Genomic DNA, 15,626 nt, shown 5'->3' with positions numbered 1-15,626 from the left:
CCCTCCTTCTTCTACCACAGACTGTTTTCACTGGTGCGGCGTGCAATTTGGTTGACGGCGATCAACAGGATCGCATTAATGACTGAGTTGAACAACCCGACGGCTGTGGAGAAGCTGTACTGCGCATCAACCAGACCGGATCTGTAGACGAAGGTCGAGATAACATCGGAGGAGCTCATGTTCAGCGGGTTTTGCAGCAGCAGGATTTTCTCAAATCCAACTCCCAAAATACTGCCCATATTGAGTATCAACAGAATCGTGATCGTAGGAACGATCGCCGGAATGTTGATATGCAGAATGCGCTTGAAGCGGCTCGCACCGTCCACGACGGCTGCTTCATGCAGCTGCGGATCAACGCCCGACAAGGCCGCCAGGTAGATAATAGTGCCCCAGCCTGCGCTTTGCCACACACCGGAGAGTACGTACACGGTCTTAAACCAAGCGGGATCTGTCAGAAATTGTGGTGCTTGGAACCCGAGCATCTCCACAAAATTCACGATCATGCCCGACGATGGCGACAAGAAGGTAATAATCATACCGGACATAACAACCACAGAAATAAAATGCGGCGCATAGGTAACGGTTTGCACGGTACGCTTAAAGAACGAGTCCTTCACTTCATTGAAGGCTAATGCCAGAATGATTGGGAGTGGAAACCCGATGGCCAGTTCATACAAGCTGATGCTGAGGGTGTTCCAGAGCAAATCCCAGAAATAATATGAGTTGAAGAAGCGAACGAAATGGTCAAATCCGACCCATGGGCTTCCCGTGATCCCGAGCGTCGGGATAAAGTTCTTAAATGCGATTTGTATGCCGTACATCGGCCCATAATGGAAAATGAGAAAATACAGAAATGCAGGCGCTATAAACAGATACAACTCCCAGTTTCTTACCATCCTCCTCCATAATGTATTCTTTCTGCTTTTCGAGATCGTGTTTGCCGATACGTCTGGCGATAGGGCGGACTCAGCATTTTGCTGCATCGCTTTCTCCCTCCTTCTCTAATGAAAATCAGGCCATTTTGTTAGGTTAAGCACCCCTGCTTTATATAAAAGAAAGAGCCTTCCTGGCCACATATCTTCAGCGCCTAAATTGCCGCATCAGAAATGTTAACGCTTACATCCCAAGTGTATGGACAGCTGCAGCATTCGTAAATATGTCATTTTCAATGGACTATGCCAAAGATGCAAACCCTTGATATCACGGGCTTTTTTGGATATCACCCTGCTTGCCATTGTCTTTTTTAAACAGGGAAACATGTCAATTTTGACCCCCGTTACCCAACCGAATATCGTCCCCCACCACAGGGGAGTTCCTTGACAGATGTCAGTTATGATCGTAAGTTGGAAAAATAAACCGTCATAGCAAATCTGACATATTCTAAAAAGAAAAGAGGTATTCACTTATGCAGTCATCATCATGGATTCTAGCCGGTTATGCGGGGCGTAAAATTCTATCGGACATCAGAGCCGAGGATGCCGTTCGACTGACTCACTTGAATGTTGCTTTCGCTCATATCCGAGAAGACAAGATTACATACTCTGACAGGGATACCATTCATGAAATAAAACGCCTGAAATCCATCAATCCCAATTTATTAGTGCTTTTGTCGGTAGGCGGCTGGGGTTCAGACGGGTTCTCGAAGGCGGCAGCCACACCAGAGGGAAGATTAAGCGTGTGCGAATCCGCAACCAGGCTGCTGGAGGAATTCCCTTTCGACGGGATTGATCTGGATTGGGAGTACCCCTGCTATTCAATTGCTGGTACCGCTGCATCGCCAAGCGACAAGGCGAATTTCACACTGCTATTGAAGGAAATGCGGGGAGCGCTGGATCAATATGGACAAGGTAAGAAACACTACATGCTTACCATCGCAGCCGGTGCCGATCAGTTTTATATCGAGGGTGCCGAAATTGGAGAAATCCATCCCTATCTCGACTTCATTCAGCTAATGACATACGACATGCGCGGCAATTTTCAGACCCTTACGGGCCATCACACCAATCTGTACACCTCTTCGGGCGATCTGTTCCGGATCAGTGTGGATGCTTCCGTCCGCATGTTCACCCTTGCCGGTGTACCGCGCGAGAAAATCGTAATCGGTGCAGCCTTCTACTCCAGAAGGTGGAAAGACGTACCCGATATCAATAACGGATATCTCCAGATTGCTCCTTCTTCGGGCGGTTATGGTCCGACTTATACGCAGCTTGCAGCCGAATATTTCAACAATCCGTCATATAAGCGGTATTGGGATGATGAAGCCAAAGCGCCTTATTTATTCGACGGCAGCAGCTTCATCACATACGATGATCCCGAATCGCTTACTCATAAGTGTAAATACATACAGGAGCAGGGGCTGGCCGGAATTATGTTCTGGGAATACAGCTGCGATGCAACGCACAGCCTGCTGGATGCCATGCATCAAGCATTTCACTCTTGAACGAAAAGCTGCTGCAGCGATCCATCGAAACGAGTTTATTAAGCTCACTGGCTATTGACAAGCGATCAACTGCAGAAGGCAGCTTCCTGCATTTACGGATGTAAACAGAAAAAAGCCCTCCTTAACACGGAGCGGCTTTTTTGGCCTAAATTATTGAAAGTGGATATCCCGGGGCAATTATGTTCTATTACGCAGTATCTTGCAACCTACTTCGCTGTACTCCGGTCATCATTCGTAACATCACCGAAGAAGCGGATCGAGTACAATGCACACAGACCGACGATTGTATAGATAATGCGGGAGCCTGCGGAGCTCTGTCCACCAAACAGTGCAGCCACCAAATCATATTGAAACAAGCCTACAAGCAGCCAGTTAATGCCTCCAATAATCAATAACAGCAATGCAATGGTATTAAATGTTCTCATCGTTTAACCCTCCTTACATCCGATTTTCATAGCGTTCGTTATATCGCTTGAGGTTCATTTGGGAATTTTAGTATCTATTTTAACCATTACTTGCCTTCGTATTCATGTCCAAACAAAAAACATCCCTTGGGGATGTTCTTTGCTTATGCTTATTCATCATGTTCCTCCCTTAGACATATGTGGGAAATCCGCGTTGTTGATGCAAAAGCTCCAGGAATACCTCTACGACCTTGGTGTGGTAGGGCGTCTTCTGGGTTATCCAAGAGAACTGGCGGGCCACCGGTTTTCCGTTCGGTATCAGCATGTGAAGGGTGCCCAGCTGCATCTCCTTTCGCACTGCCCAACGCGACAACAGCGTTACACCAAGTCCGGCTTCCACGGATTCCTTGATCAGCTGGGTGCTCCCGAACTCGACGAGATGTGCAGGATGCATCTGATATTGCGAGAACAACCGCTCCGTCGCGGCGCGAGTGCCAGATCCATCTTCCCTGACAATCCAGGTTTCATTCGCAAGTTCTTCGACGGATATCTCCTGCAGATGGTCATACCGCCCGTTGCGGGGAACCATGACTACCATTTCATCCTCCGCAAAGGCTTCTATATGCAGTAACTCATGTTGATAGACTCCCTCCACGATGCCAATATCCGCTTCATGGCGCAGGATCATCTCCCCTACCTCCGTCGTATTCCCGATCGTGATGGATGGGCGGATCTGCGGATAATGTTCCCTCATATAAGAAATCACATGCGGCAGCATATACTCGCCAAACGTATAGCTGGAGCCAATCGATAAATGGCCGCCTGCCCGGTGCATCAAATCATCCACCAGCGTGTTCATGCGCGTATACAGTCCCAAAATGTCCTTCGCATGATGATATACGATCTCTCCAGCTTTATTCAGCCGGACATATTTATTGGTTCTCTCCAGCAGCCTGGTGCCAACAGACCTCTCCAGTGCCTGAATATACTGACTTACTGCTGGCTGCGTCATTAACAGCTCCTCGGCCGCACGGGTGAAATTGCCTTTCTCCACCACAGTTACAAAAACCTCCAGGGTCTGATCCATTCTTCACCCTCCACTTCATCTGAACCTTCTAAGCATCCTTATATGAAATAGTACCATAACCAAATACTTATGATTATAATCATAATGATTTATTTTTCTTATTCCATAGAATGAGCTACGATAGGTTCACACCAACCGAACAATCGGAGGTAACAACTATGACAGAGCCAGCTTACTCAAAAGCACATACACACACCAATCGTCTGGTTCAATGGACACAGCGTACGCTGCCCGGCGCCGCCGGCGGCATCATCTTTACCTTTATTATTGCCCTTATGGGCTATGGATTAGCTAGTGTATCAGGACTGAATTACCTCGGCCAGCTTGCCTGGGCGATTCTTATCGCCGCATTATTCCGGCAGCTATTCGGTTACCCGGAGAAACTGCGGGTCGGCATCCAATTCACAGCCAAGAAGCTGCTGCGTCTAGCTATCATTCTGTATGGCTTGAAGCTGAATATCGGTATCGTGTTCCAGCAAGGCTTGGGTTTAATGATGAAGGATGTCATCAGCGTCGTCGTTGCCATCGGACTGACCCTTCTGATTGCCAAATGGCTGAAAGCCGACATGTCACTCTCCCTCCTGCTGGGTATTGGTACAGGTGTATGCGGAGCGGCAGCTATTGCCGCTGTATCGCCGATACTTAAGGCGAAGGAGAAGGACACAGCACTTGGTGCAGGGCTCATTGCCTTTCTTGGTACGGTCGTTGCTATCGGCTATACTCTGGTGCAGCCGCTGCTTCCCTTAACAGACACGCAGTACGGCGCTTGGGCGGGTGTAAGCCTTCATGAAATCGCCCATGTAGCGCTCGCAGCCGCTCCAGCAGGAGAGGATGCACTGGCGATCAGCCTGCTTGCCAAGCTCGGACGTGTATTTCTGCTTGTACCGCTCAGCATCATACTCATGTTCTGGATGAAGCGTTCAGGACGCATGCAGGCACAAGCGAAGATGGAGTTTCCCTGGTTTCTGCTCGGGTTTATTGCGACCAGCATACTGGGAAGCTGGGAATTTACCGGACAACCGATCATTCCCCTGCCGATTAAGGATATGATTTCCCAGGCTGCCTCCTTCATTCTTGCCATGGCCATGGTGGGACTCGGCCTGAATGTTCACTTGAAGGATATTCGCCGCGCTTGGCGGCCGCTGCTCGCCATGTCCATCACGACCGTGTTGTTAATCCTGCTTACCTATGTCATGGCTTAAGCAGACAGGAAAATACAGGTAACCGCTCTTCCGTCCCTGTATAGCAACGATGTTTCTTTACAATGAATAACCCCCATCGCTCTTTATAGGCGGTTGGGGTTATTAGCTTTGCTAGCCATAATTCAACTAGTTACCGGTAACAAACACACAGCCCCTTCCCTGTCTTTTTCCTTCCAATTCAGGGTAAAACTAATGTATTAGATCCGTGCATTCCATATTGAAAGTTTAGCGCCCCTGCATTCTTGGGTATTTGAGCTTAGTATGCAGCATAATGCAGAGCTATCATTATATGAGGAGATGGAAATATGCAACGAAATCATACGATTATGCAATTCTTCGAATGGCATGTTGCAGCCGATGGCTCGCACTGGAACCGACTCAAGCATGCAGTACCGGAGCTTAGCCAGGCAGGAATCGATGCGGTATGGATTCCTCCGGTGACAAAAGCCTTATCAGCCGAGGATAATGGATATGGCGTATACGACCTATATGACTTGGGGGAATTCGAGCAGAAAGGCACGGTGCGTACCAAGTACGGAACCAAACAGGAATTGATTGATGCCATTGCAGCCTGCCATAAGCATGGAGTTGCCGTATATGTGGACCTGGTAATGAACCATAAGGCCGGGGCTGATGAAACCGAGCGATTCAAAGTCGTACAGGTCGATGAGATGGACCGGACGAAGGACATATCCAAGCCATTCGAGATTGAAGGCTGGACTAAGTTCACCTTCCCGGGCAGAGGGGATCAATACTCCCCTTTCCAATGGAATTTCACTCATTTCAACGGAACTGATTATGATAATAAAAACAAGCAGTCCGGCATATTCCGAATCGTTGGAGAGAACAAATCGTGGAGCGATAAGGTAGACAATGAGTTCGGAAATTATGACTACCTGATGTTTGCCAACATCGATTACAGTCATCCAGATGTACGCAAGGAAATGACCAACTGGGGTAAATGGCTGGTGGATACATTGCAGTGCAGCGGATACCGACTTGATGCGATCAAGCATATCAATCATGACTTCATCAAGGAATTTGCTGCGGCGATGAAGAAAAAACGCGGCGATGATTTTTACATTGTGGGCGAGTTCTGGAATCCCGATCTTCAGGAATGCCGGAATTTCCTCGATACAGTGGATTATAAAATCGACCTGTTTGACGTCTCTCTTCACTATAAGCTCCAAGCAGCATCAAAAGCTGGCCGTTCCTTCGATTTGCGGACGATTTTTGACGACACGCTCGTGCAGTCGCACCCGATGAATGCCGTCACCTTTGTTGATAATCACGATTCGCAGCCGCAGGAATCATTGGAATCGTGGGTGGAGGATTGGTTCAAGCAGAGTGCATATGCCTTGATCCTGCTGCGCAAAGATGGTTATCCTTCGGTCTTCTATGGTGACTATTACGGAATCGGCGGCGAGAATCCGATCCCCGGCAAAAAAGAAGCGATTGATCCCTTGCTGTATGCCAGAGTAAATCGGGCGTATGGGAAGCAGGATGATTACTTTGATCATCCGAATACGATCGGCTGGGTCCGTCACGGAATCCCGGAAATTGAGCTTTCGGGATGTGCGGTCGTCATCGCCAACGGCGAAGCCGGGGATAAGCGGATGTTTGTCGGCGAGCATCGCGCCGGAGAAGTCTGGGTGGATCTGACTGGCACCCGCGAGGAGCGCATCACGATCGGCGAAGACGGTTTCGCGCTGTTCCCCGTAAATGGTGGCAGCGTATCCGTATGGGCTCACCCTGATATCTCCGCAGAGGCATAAGCGCCAACCAGACATCTGGAAATAATAAAACCGGAAGAATCGGTTTGTGCAGGCATTTCCGGCAGGGGAAGCACTGTCAAGCCTCATTCTTCCGGTTATTCGCGTTTTACTAGGGAGTCCAGTGATCAGCCTTTGACCTGGAAACGGCGGCGCAAGCCTTCACCCAACAGATTGAAGGTGACGATCAGCAGCATCATGGCAAAGGCTGGATAGACTACAAATTGGAACTTTCCTAACCATATGTCCGACCGATGCTTGGATAATATTGTCGCCCAATTATAACCAGTTTCTACGAATTCCATTACATAGTAGTTAACTTCCTTCCACTCATGCCCGAGAAAGATATTAACGATCGCAAGCTGGCCGAGCAGGAGCATGACTTTGCCCATATCCAAACAGAAGTTAACGATGACCTCCGGGAACAAAATCGGGACATAGTAGTTTTTCGTCAGTGTTCGGGTTCGCAGTCCTAATGCAGTTCCAGCCTCCATATAAGGCTCACTCGCCATCTTGTGGGTCTGCTGCTGAATCGTGATGGCCACCCGTCCCGCTTCCACGCTGGCCAGAATCAGAATCGCCCAGCCCATTCGCTGCTGGGAGAATAAGAAGAACGGAAGGGCCAGCAGCAGCGCCGATGCGAAGACTGGCGGCAAGTAAGAACATATCTGGTTCCAGAAGGTGATGAGTTGATGGATAAACCCTTTTTTCTTGCGGGCCAACAGTCCAAGCGGAATGCCGATCGCATACCGAACTGCCGTAATTCCCAGTACAAGCAGTATCGTATCCTTGGCGGTTACGACCAGCTTACTCAGGTTATCGACTCCCCTTTTATCGGTTCCCAGCCAGTTCTGCGCAGAAGGCTTATAAGGCGGCAGGGTCAGCTTCTCCTTTCCGTCTTTCATCACCCACCTTGAGGGTTCATTATTCAAATCCTTATCAATAAAGGGCATATAGGGCCCTGCCAGCATAACAAACACAAAGAATGCAAGCAGCGCTCCACCAATCCATAAGGGAAAATTCTTCAAGTTGATTCGCCTCCATCCTTATCGCGGATCAAAATACTTGCGGGCCGCATGACTAATCCATTGGACGATCATAAACAGCACCATAAAAGAAAATGCGATGTATATAATGACTCCCGGTTCATAATAACCGCCAGTGCCGCTAAACGTATTGAAATCCAGTGCCTGAAATAGCCTCCAGGCCGCACCCGGATAATTACGGTAATATTCGACGACAAGCAGGTTGGACAAGATGAAAACCAACAGACCCGGAAGATGGGTCAAAATGGTGGCAATTCCGTTGCGCAGCATATGTTTGTAAACAACCTTTCGATCACTCAGCCCTTTGGCTTTAGCCAGCAGTATGTATAATTTTCCTTCTTGTGCAAGCAGAGATGCTGAAGTGATACGGGCAATGAAGAATACCGGGTAGATCGATACCAGCAGCGAAGGCAGCACAAAGGCCTCCCAGCCTTCAACCGCAAAATAACGAATAGCCGGGACATGCTTAACGAGCAGCCACTGGGCAATCAGCATCAGGAAAAAGTCGGGGATGGATTGGAACAGCCATGTGGTCCAGTGTCCCAGTACGTTCCATTTAGTCTTGGACAACTTGTAATCCAGGATTCCTTTTAGAATGCCGAATACGAATCCAATCATTAAAGCGGATACAATTACGAGCAAGCTTTTGCCTACAGCCCCGAAAGCCGCTGCTTCCGAAGACTGGCCTTCATACCGTGATTCTCCGAGCGTCCCGTTCTGAATGGCTTGGGCAAAAAAATCACGAATACGCGTAACATACTCACCCAGATCAAAGGAATAATTCGTTACCCACAAATTGCCGTCCAGCGACAGATCCAAATCCCTTGGAACCAGGACAATAAGGACGATAAAGATAAAGGCGAGCAGGCTGGTTACCGTCGTTTTGAGCATTTGCGATTGTAATCTCATATAGGCCTCCTACACATTGTTTCAGCAGCACCCCATGGTGCCATCTGCTTAATCGCTTATTCTACTACTAACATATACATCCAAATCCGTCCAGATCGAAATACAAAATTTTACTATTGCTTTATCTCAAGCTATAGTCTTGCACACGCCCGTATCATATACACGACGGTAACAACCTCTTCCGTGGCTCCATCAAAATTGCAATCCTTGTTGAAAGGATATACTCTGGTTTTATATACATTCCATGGGAGGAGGTTCTACGGCAATGTCCATATATGAATATGAAGTGAAAACGATACGCGGGGAATCTCAAACGCTCGAACCCTATAAGGGTGACGTGATGCTTATCGTCAATACAGCGACCAAATGCGGCTTTGCGCCTCAATTGGACGGTCTGGAGAAGCTGCATAAGAACTACCATGATCAAGGTTTGGCCGTTCTCGGGTTCCCCAGCAGCCAATTCATGAATCAGGAGCTGGAGGAAGATTCCGCGATCGAGGAGGCTTGCAAGCTCAATCACGGCGTCACCTTCCCGTTATTCTCCAAAATCGATGTGAACGGTACGCATGCTCATCCGCTCTACAAATATCTTACGAGCGAAGCACCCGGTGCTCTTGGCATCAAAGCAGTCAAATGGAACTTCACCAAGTTTTTGGTAGACCGGAGCGGCAAAGTGGTCAAGCGCTTTGCGCCAACCGATACCCCGGAGAAGATCGAAGAGGATATCAAAAAGCTGTTATAACATGCAATATGAGATAAAAAAGAGACAGGCCCCTGTTGGCCTGTCTCTATGTTTACTGGTTATGGCACGTTACGCTTCGTTTGGCAGATCAAGCTGCCATGACACGCCAAATTTATCCGCGATCCATCCGAATTTTCGGCTGAATCCGTAGTTACCTAGCGGCATCATAGCGCCCCCTCCCTCAATCAGCGCCGCATATAGCTTCTCGATCTCCGCTTCCGATTCGCAGGTCAGATAGATGGAAAACGAAGGCGTAAAGTTGAAATCATGCTTCACATTACTGTCAATGCACATAAACGTCTGTCCCTTTAAAGAGAAAGTGGCATGCATGACGCTCCCCTCAGTTCCCGGCTGGTTGGAGCCATAACGAGTAATACTCGTAATTTCAGAATCCTCAATGACCGAAACGTAATAGTTCATAGCCTCTTCTGCATTGCCCTGAAACATAAGAAATGGGCTTACCTTCTTCATAATCGAAATACCTCTCCTTTCATCACCAAAACTGTTATCCGATAATCTTATCAAGCAGACGCTCCAGCTCGTCATAACTCGTGACGATATACTGCGGTCGATGCTCCGATTCCGGAGTGACGCTCCTGTGGTTGAACCAGATCATCTGCCAGCCCGCGCCCAGGGCACCGACCACATCATTACGCCAGGAATCCCCAATGTAATAGGAGCTTTCCGGCACCGTTCCGGTCAGCTGATTCACATGACGGAATATCTGCGGATCGGGCTTATCCCAGCCCACGGCGCCGGAAACGAACAGACGCTCCTCCGGAATCAGCCCGCCCAGCTGCATAGCCGCAATTTTGTTCATCTGGTGTTCTGCAGGTCCGTTGGTAATCAGGCCTACGACATGTCCGGCAGCAGCCAATTTCCTAAGCAGCTCCCGAGCACCATCAAACATCGTGATGTTATATTGTTTGTCGAGGTAAGTCTGCTGTACAGCTTCGGCCTCCTTGGGCGTCAGCTGTATACCAAATTCGGCTAACGCCAACTGGAAACGGCGCCTTCGCATATCCTCAACCGCCTCTTCGTAAGCAGCCGTCCCGGCTCCCCCGAGATCTACGGACAGCTTGTCACTGTAATACCGCATTCGATGGTAGGCGGCTTCATAAGGAAAAGTCTCGCCCGGACGGGCCGTCTCCTGTACGGCATCACGAAAAGGCGCCAAATGGTCATATAATGTATCATCCACATCGAAGAAGATCCCCTTCGGTTGCGTTGGTCTCATCATGTTCATCCTCTCCCCCATGCTATCTCTCTATTTTACGCGTATCCGCACCATTCCGGTCAAGCCCGTCTATGAAGCAAGTTCCTTCCTTTTCTATGATATGATGGCATTATAGCGGCGGAATTGCAGCCTTCACGCGTACAATTAGCAGCTTAAATAGCGCCTGCATCACTGAGTACAAGCTTAATAGAGCCCGGAAAAGGAGATGAGTATGCATGACCAACAATACGACCGGACAATGGAGTAAGGACTTCATTCCCGAAGGGAATCTTGCCAGCAACGTAAACCGTTTCACCGGCTTTGAGGATACTTATGACCAGCATCGTCCGGAAGCGCCGCAGGAGGTTGTCACCCTGCTGACAGAATATTTGATGCGCAAACCCTCTCTCGTTGTCGACTTAGGCTGCGGTACGGGATTGTCCACGTTTGCATGGAAAGACGCAGCCGACCAAGTCATCGGCGTTGAGCCGAATGATGATATGCGAGGCAAGGCCATCGCCAAATTGGAATCGCTGCAGCCAGCAGCAGGCAACGGTAACAATGCACATTCTGCTGACATCCAGTTCGTCTCCGGCTATTCCAACCAGTTGGCTCTTCCCGATGAATCAGCAGACATCATTACCTGTTCCCAATCCTTTCATTGGATGGACCCGGCCAGTACACTCAAAGAGGCTGCCCGCGTTCTGCGAGACGAAGGCATATTTGCAGTATATGACTGTGATTGGCCCCCGAGCCTGACCTGGAGGGTAGAGCTGGCCTACCATGAGCTGATTGAACAGACCGAAGCCATTATTAGCCAACGTGTAGAGGCTCAGGAACAGGCCTATAAACGAAATAAGAATGAACATCTGAAGCATATCCGCGATAGCGGGTTGTTCCGCTTCTCCAAAGAGATTGTATTCCACCATATAGAGCCGTTCACCGCAGAACGATATACCGGACTTGCCGTTAGCCAAGGCGGTATCCAAACTGTATTCAAGCTGGGCTCATCCGAATTGGACGACAGAATCGCGCATTTCCATGCACTGGTGGAGGAGCAATTCCAGGGGCGAACACTCCCCTTGATGCTCAGTTATCGCATGCGGCTTGGCATTAAATAAAGCTCAGCGAAACCGGCAGGAGACTGCCGGTAATCGAGGTTAAATGGAGCTAAGTATTACAAGAGTGATTACTTGTTCAAAACAGTAGGCATGGCATGAATGCCTGCTTTTTTTATTATGAAAAGAACGCGCGAATGTTAACTAAAGATAGATTCGCGCGGAAATAGATTTCATTAAAATGGAGGGGGAAGTATAACGAATGGTTAAAGAAAGGTGAAATGATGTCCAATACGTATACCAACCACCGAATCCCTGAGGCAAAGTTACAATTCACAGGCGTTAACGGTACCTATTTTAACGAGAGTGCATTCTTTTTTTATCACAATCGTTCCACGAGCAGTAACCAAGATCAAATTCTCTATACCCGAGTTCGGCTGAAGCAGCAAAACGATAAGGAAGTGCTAGAGTGTCTGAATTCAAACGGGATTGCCTATAACAAGATAGGCTATGACGTCAACGGACGCCATGAGATTTCGAATCTTGCGAGCGTTGTGCATCAGGGCATCTTGTATGTCTTTTGGACAGAGGATGGACGTATTCATTACGTTACTACAACAGACGGCAAGACTTGGTCGGGTTCGAACCAGCTTCCTTATTCCTTTATCCGGCGCACCCAGTTCGCAGCTCTTTCCGTTCAGGGCCGATTGGTTCTACTCGGCGCCCACCAAGCCGACTCGCAGAACCGAATCGGTATCGTATATCAGGACAGTAACGGAGTGTGGCGGATCGACGCAAACACCAACTGGAAAAATGTGAAAGAGGTATGTGCATGCGCATACGCACATCCCGACGGTTACTTTGATATCATGGTTGGCGTGGTTACGACTCATTCGAATCTCTGGACAGCCATTTTTCGATCCGACATCGGTGTGGATTATGGTACAAGCTGCGGATTAAGGCAAATCGCGAGCAAGCACCACGAAGAGTATGACGGACGCGTTGACTTTCTCGGTATAGAGGCGGGAACGATAGAGGGCGGATTACAGGACCCTTCCGTGCAGCTATTCATCAATGGTTGGCATCGTCCGCACAGCTGGAGCGGATACAAAAATAACCAGATGAAAACGTATAATATTCTCACAGGCGAGTGGAGCAGGGCCTTTACGAGAACACATGGACACACAAAATATCCCACATGGGTATATATGGGCGCATTTCAGTATTTTGTTCCCATCGGTACGAACGGGGAAATGCGGCAAGAGATATGGCTCTATATGAACTATAATGACGAAAACGTTGTGAAGCGCGGAGGCAGCAATCTTGTTCTGTGCCGATATAAGTCTGATGTCATGAAATTAGTGATGAAAGAGGAAGAGAAGGTAAAGGATGAGTTCCGTGCACTCATCGGAGTTATTGAAGGGGCACCTCCATACGTTACGAACGGAAGCACAAGGAGTGAATACGGTTCTACCTTTTATTACGGCCGTTCATCAACCCAGCAAATAACCATTTCTACCCGCTTTCAAATGGGATCGTATATGCAAGCAGGAGCCAGTCTCCCCATCGGTGCGGAGGTCTCCCTGAAGTTTTCTGCCCAGCATGCTGACCACAGCTCCGAGATTTCTGAAATTACGCGGCACATTGACAAGACCATCGTTCCCATCCCGGGAGAGAATTCAGTCACCTACGTGTACTTAACGCCGCATGTTGTGTGCACGACTTACGAGTTATTTGATTGGAAGATGCAAAAACCATTCGGCATTCGAAGCTATGTTTTTCATACATCCAAAGCGGATATCGATTTTGATGTGCTTCCAATACTCCACACCTACACAAACCACCCGAATACGCATGACTACACAACATTCGTGCATCGCTTCCCGGCTATACCTCATTATGCGGATTATGAGCGGAGTCTTGTTTTGGATGTCAGCTGGGTACCCGGCGAAACATCTGCATTCTTCGAGAAAAAAACATCAACCGTAAACATAACAAGCAGTACGGTGTCCGGAGAAATTTCGGCCGGATATTCAGGCATATTCAATATGGGGGGAAACACCAGCTTTGAGTACGAATTATCCCATAGCTCTGAAGTGGCAGAAAAAATTGGAGTGAAGCTGGATTACCCTTATCCTCGTGCAGGCCACCCCGAGGATATTCGAAAATTGATTCTCCGTATGTTGATGCTTGTGCCGGATCCGGATCAGATCGAAGCCTGCTACTGGATCCCGAAGGATAAGCAGAATCAGCGTCCATGGTGCGTCGCTTGGTCCATTCTAGGGGTGAAGTTCCAGGATTCTTGAGATGAAGTCCTAGACTTTCTGTGAACAGGCCACCTTATTGGACTTACCTTGTCCGTAGACAGCCTCAAAAAAGTACTCTTGTGCAACCTTAGTTTGGTACTCAACCGGACTAAGGTTGCTTAAGTTTTTGGTACAGAGGGGGTATGACTACTTACTCAAGGAAGTCATGAGACGAACGATATTCTCCGATGTTCTCTCTACGTTCTGCGGCCCATTCGCCAGTGCTTCCGTTAAGGAGGCAGCCCCCGGCATAATTCCGAAAACAGCGTCTATCCCTTGATCATACAGCACCTCGATTCCATCACCGATCCGTCCGGCTAAGGCAACGACAGGCTTGCCATGCTTCTTCGCGACCATCGCGACCCCCTGCGGGGTTTTGCCATACTGCGTCTGGAAATCCACTCCGCCTTCGCCGGTCCACACCATATCCGCCTGACGCACTTTCTCTTCGAGTCCGGTATAATCAATGACCATTTCGATCCCTTTCTTCAGCGTACCGTTCAGGAATACCAGAAGTCCTCCACCTAGTCCTCCTGCAGCGCCAGCACCTGGATAAAGGGCAATATCTTTGCCCAGCTGCTGCTTGATAATCTCGGCATAATGACGGAGATTGCTGTCCAGCTGCTCGATCATTGCCGGCGAAGCACCCTTCTGCGGCCCAAATACTTGCGAGGCTCCCATTTCACCACAGAGCGGGTTATTTACATCGCAGGCCACCTCGACCTTAACCCGCTGCAGTCGCGGGTCAAATCCGCTTAAGTCGAAGCTAGCAAGGCGACCCAGCTCCCCGCCGCCAAAAGTCAGCTCCTTCCCTTCCGCATCCAGCAGCTTGCCGCCTAGCGCCTGAACCACCCCGGCGCCGCCGTCATTTGTCGCGCTTCCGCCTATACCAATCAGCAGCCGGTTTACGCCATGGTCCAGACATGCCTTAATCAACTCACCTGTCCCATAGGTGGTAGCCGCCAGCGGATTCCGCTGTGTCGACGGCACCAAGTGAATTCCGCTGGCGCTGGCCATTTCCAGCACCCCGGTACAGCCATCACCCGAAATGCCGTAGGATGCCTCCACCTCATCGCCCATTGGACCGGTCACATTGACGGTATGCACTGTGCCGCCTGTAGCGTCAACAAGGGACTGCACCGTGCCTTCGCCGCCGTCTGCCATGGGTACGTGGATACAGGTCACGTTGGGATCTCCCTTCTGAATTCCTCGCTCCATTGCAGCGCAGACTTCTTTGGCGGTCATGCTCTCTTTGAATGAATCGGGCGCGAGCACAATGACATAACCCTGCTTCATGGTCTTCATCTCCTGCCCATCCTTAGTTTATTTATTTACGCGCAGCAATCTCCTTAATGAATCCGTGCACGTTTTACCTAGCGGCGATTGTCTGTGGCTACTTGCGAGCCAGCTTCATTCCTTCCACCATACTAATCTTCATCGATCC

The 15,626-nt window shown here is 49.1% G+C and carries 14 protein-coding genes; 6 read left to right on the top strand and 8 right to left on the bottom strand.

All coding sequences use genetic code 11. The features are described from left to right. Positions 1–11: 11 nt before the first annotated feature. The gene (locus ABEQ74_RS09920; protein WP_053491021.1) at positions 12–983 is read right to left on the bottom strand and encodes an ABC transporter permease; all 972 of its coding nucleotides are present in this window, start codon (positions 981–983) and stop codon (positions 12–14) included. A 422-nt stretch (positions 984–1,405) separates the two neighbouring features. Here ABEQ74_RS09920 and ABEQ74_RS09915 point away from each other — a divergent pair, with 422 nt between their 5' ends. Beyond that, the gene (locus tag ABEQ74_RS09915) at positions 1,406–2,440 is read left to right on the top strand and encodes a glycoside hydrolase family 18 protein (protein ID WP_430121947.1); all 1,035 of its coding nucleotides are present in this window, start codon (positions 1,406–1,408) and stop codon (positions 2,438–2,440) included. A 206-nt stretch (positions 2,441–2,646) separates the two neighbouring features. On the opposite strand, the gene ABEQ74_RS09910 is transcribed toward ABEQ74_RS09915, so the two are convergent. Continuing rightward, positions 2,647–2,865, bottom strand: a complete 219-nt coding sequence (locus ABEQ74_RS09910; RefSeq protein ID WP_053491019.1) for a DUF378 domain-containing protein — start codon at positions 2,863–2,865, stop codon at positions 2,647–2,649. Between the two features lie 169 nt (positions 2,866–3,034). After that, the gene (locus ABEQ74_RS09905; protein WP_430121945.1) at positions 3,035–3,931 is read right to left on the bottom strand and encodes a LysR family transcriptional regulator; all 897 of its coding nucleotides are present in this window, start codon (positions 3,929–3,931) and stop codon (positions 3,035–3,037) included. 158 nt (positions 3,932–4,089) lie between these two features. On the opposite strand from ABEQ74_RS09905, the gene ABEQ74_RS09900 reads away from it, so the two are divergent. Both ABEQ74_RS09900 and ABEQ74_RS09895 read left to right on the top strand, forming a co-directional pair. After that, a complete protein-coding gene (locus ABEQ74_RS09900) occupies positions 4,090–5,133 on the top strand; it encodes a YeiH family protein (RefSeq protein WP_430121943.1) in 1,044 nt (347 codons plus the stop codon). Positions 5,134–5,438: 305 nt separating this feature from the next. After that, complete coding sequence (locus tag ABEQ74_RS09895; RefSeq protein ID WP_430121941.1) at positions 5,439–6,908, top strand: alpha-amylase; 1,470 nt, start codon at positions 5,439–5,441, stop codon at positions 6,906–6,908. Between the two features lie 125 nt (positions 6,909–7,033). Here ABEQ74_RS09895 and ABEQ74_RS09890 read toward each other — a convergent pair whose 3' ends face one another. After that, entirely contained in the window at positions 7,034–7,933 is a 900-nt protein-coding gene (locus ABEQ74_RS09890) for an ABC transporter permease subunit (RefSeq protein ID WP_430121939.1), read from the bottom strand. An 18-nt stretch (positions 7,934–7,951) separates the two neighbouring features. Next, positions 7,952–8,860, bottom strand: coding sequence for an ABC transporter permease subunit (locus ABEQ74_RS09885; RefSeq protein ID WP_430121937.1), 909 nt, complete (start codon positions 8,858–8,860; stop codon positions 7,952–7,954). A 265-nt stretch (positions 8,861–9,125) separates the two neighbouring features. Here ABEQ74_RS09885 and ABEQ74_RS09880 point away from each other — a divergent pair, with 265 nt between their 5' ends. Further along, a complete protein-coding gene (locus ABEQ74_RS09880; protein ID WP_430121935.1) occupies positions 9,126–9,602 on the top strand; it encodes a glutathione peroxidase in 477 nt (158 codons plus the stop codon). A 69-nt stretch (positions 9,603–9,671) separates the two neighbouring features. On the opposite strand, the gene ABEQ74_RS09875 is transcribed toward ABEQ74_RS09880, so the two are convergent. Both ABEQ74_RS09875 and ABEQ74_RS09870 read right to left on the bottom strand, forming a co-directional pair. Then, on the bottom strand, positions 9,672–10,073 hold the full coding sequence (locus tag ABEQ74_RS09875) for a VOC family protein (RefSeq protein WP_430121933.1): 402 nt from the start codon (positions 10,071–10,073) through the stop codon (positions 9,672–9,674). A gap of 34 nt (positions 10,074–10,107) precedes the next feature. After that, the gene (locus ABEQ74_RS09870) at positions 10,108–10,848 is read right to left on the bottom strand and encodes an HAD family hydrolase (protein ID WP_430121931.1); all 741 of its coding nucleotides are present in this window, start codon (positions 10,846–10,848) and stop codon (positions 10,108–10,110) included. Between the two features lie 206 nt (positions 10,849–11,054). Here ABEQ74_RS09870 and ABEQ74_RS09865 point away from each other — a divergent pair, with 206 nt between their 5' ends. Next, entirely contained in the window at positions 11,055–11,939 is an 885-nt protein-coding gene (locus ABEQ74_RS09865) for a class I SAM-dependent methyltransferase (RefSeq protein ID WP_430121929.1), read from the top strand. A gap of 221 nt (positions 11,940–12,160) precedes the next feature. Further along, on the top strand, positions 12,161–14,182 hold the full coding sequence (locus ABEQ74_RS09860) for a hypothetical protein (RefSeq protein ID WP_430121926.1): 2,022 nt from the start codon (positions 12,161–12,163) through the stop codon (positions 14,180–14,182). A gap of 147 nt (positions 14,183–14,329) precedes the next feature. On the opposite strand, the gene ABEQ74_RS09855 is transcribed toward ABEQ74_RS09860, so the two are convergent. Then, complete coding sequence (locus tag ABEQ74_RS09855; protein WP_430121924.1) at positions 14,330–15,478, bottom strand: glycerate kinase family protein; 1,149 nt, start codon at positions 15,476–15,478, stop codon at positions 14,330–14,332. Between the last annotated feature and the right edge of the window lie 148 nt (positions 15,479–15,626).

Source organism: Paenibacillus solani, assembly GCF_050475945.1.
GTDB classification, from domain to species: domain Bacteria; phylum Bacillota; class Bacilli; order Paenibacillales; family Paenibacillaceae; genus Paenibacillus_AQ; species Paenibacillus_AQ solani_A.
This window is presented reverse-complemented; position numbering and strand designations above follow the sequence as displayed.

Coding starts and splice junctions, on each gene's coding strand:
- ABEQ74_RS09920 (WP_053491021.1), bottom strand. CDS start 983: ATGCAGCAAAATGCTGAGTCCGCCCTATCGCCAGACGTATCGGCAAAC.
- ABEQ74_RS09915 (WP_430121947.1), top strand. CDS start 1,406: ATGCAGTCATCATCATGGATTCTAGCCGGTTATGCGGGGCGTAAAATT.
- ABEQ74_RS09910 (WP_053491019.1), bottom strand. CDS start 2,865: ATGAGAACATTTAATACCATTGCATTGCTGTTATTGATTATTGGAGGC.
- ABEQ74_RS09905 (WP_430121945.1), bottom strand. CDS start 3,931: ATGGATCAGACCCTGGAGGTTTTTGTAACTGTGGTGGAGAAAGGCAAT.
- ABEQ74_RS09900 (WP_430121943.1), top strand. CDS start 4,090: ATGACAGAGCCAGCTTACTCAAAAGCACATACACACACCAATCGTCTG.
- ABEQ74_RS09895 (WP_430121941.1), top strand. CDS start 5,439: ATGCAACGAAATCATACGATTATGCAATTCTTCGAATGGCATGTTGCA.
- ABEQ74_RS09885 (WP_430121937.1), bottom strand. CDS start 8,860: ATGAGATTACAATCGCAAATGCTCAAAACGACGGTAACCAGCCTGCTC.
- ABEQ74_RS09880 (WP_430121935.1), top strand. CDS start 9,126: ATGTCCATATATGAATATGAAGTGAAAACGATACGCGGGGAATCTCAA.
- ABEQ74_RS09875 (WP_430121933.1), bottom strand. CDS start 10,073: ATGAAGAAGGTAAGCCCATTTCTTATGTTTCAGGGCAATGCAGAAGAG.
- ABEQ74_RS09870 (WP_430121931.1), bottom strand. CDS start 10,848: ATGAACATGATGAGACCAACGCAACCGAAGGGGATCTTCTTCGATGTG.
- ABEQ74_RS09865 (WP_430121929.1), top strand. CDS start 11,055: ATGACCAACAATACGACCGGACAATGGAGTAAGGACTTCATTCCCGAA.
- ABEQ74_RS09860 (WP_430121926.1), top strand. CDS start 12,161: ATGTCCAATACGTATACCAACCACCGAATCCCTGAGGCAAAGTTACAA.
- ABEQ74_RS09855 (WP_430121924.1), bottom strand. CDS start 15,478: ATGAAGCAGGGTTATGTCATTGTGCTCGCGCCCGATTCATTCAAAGAG.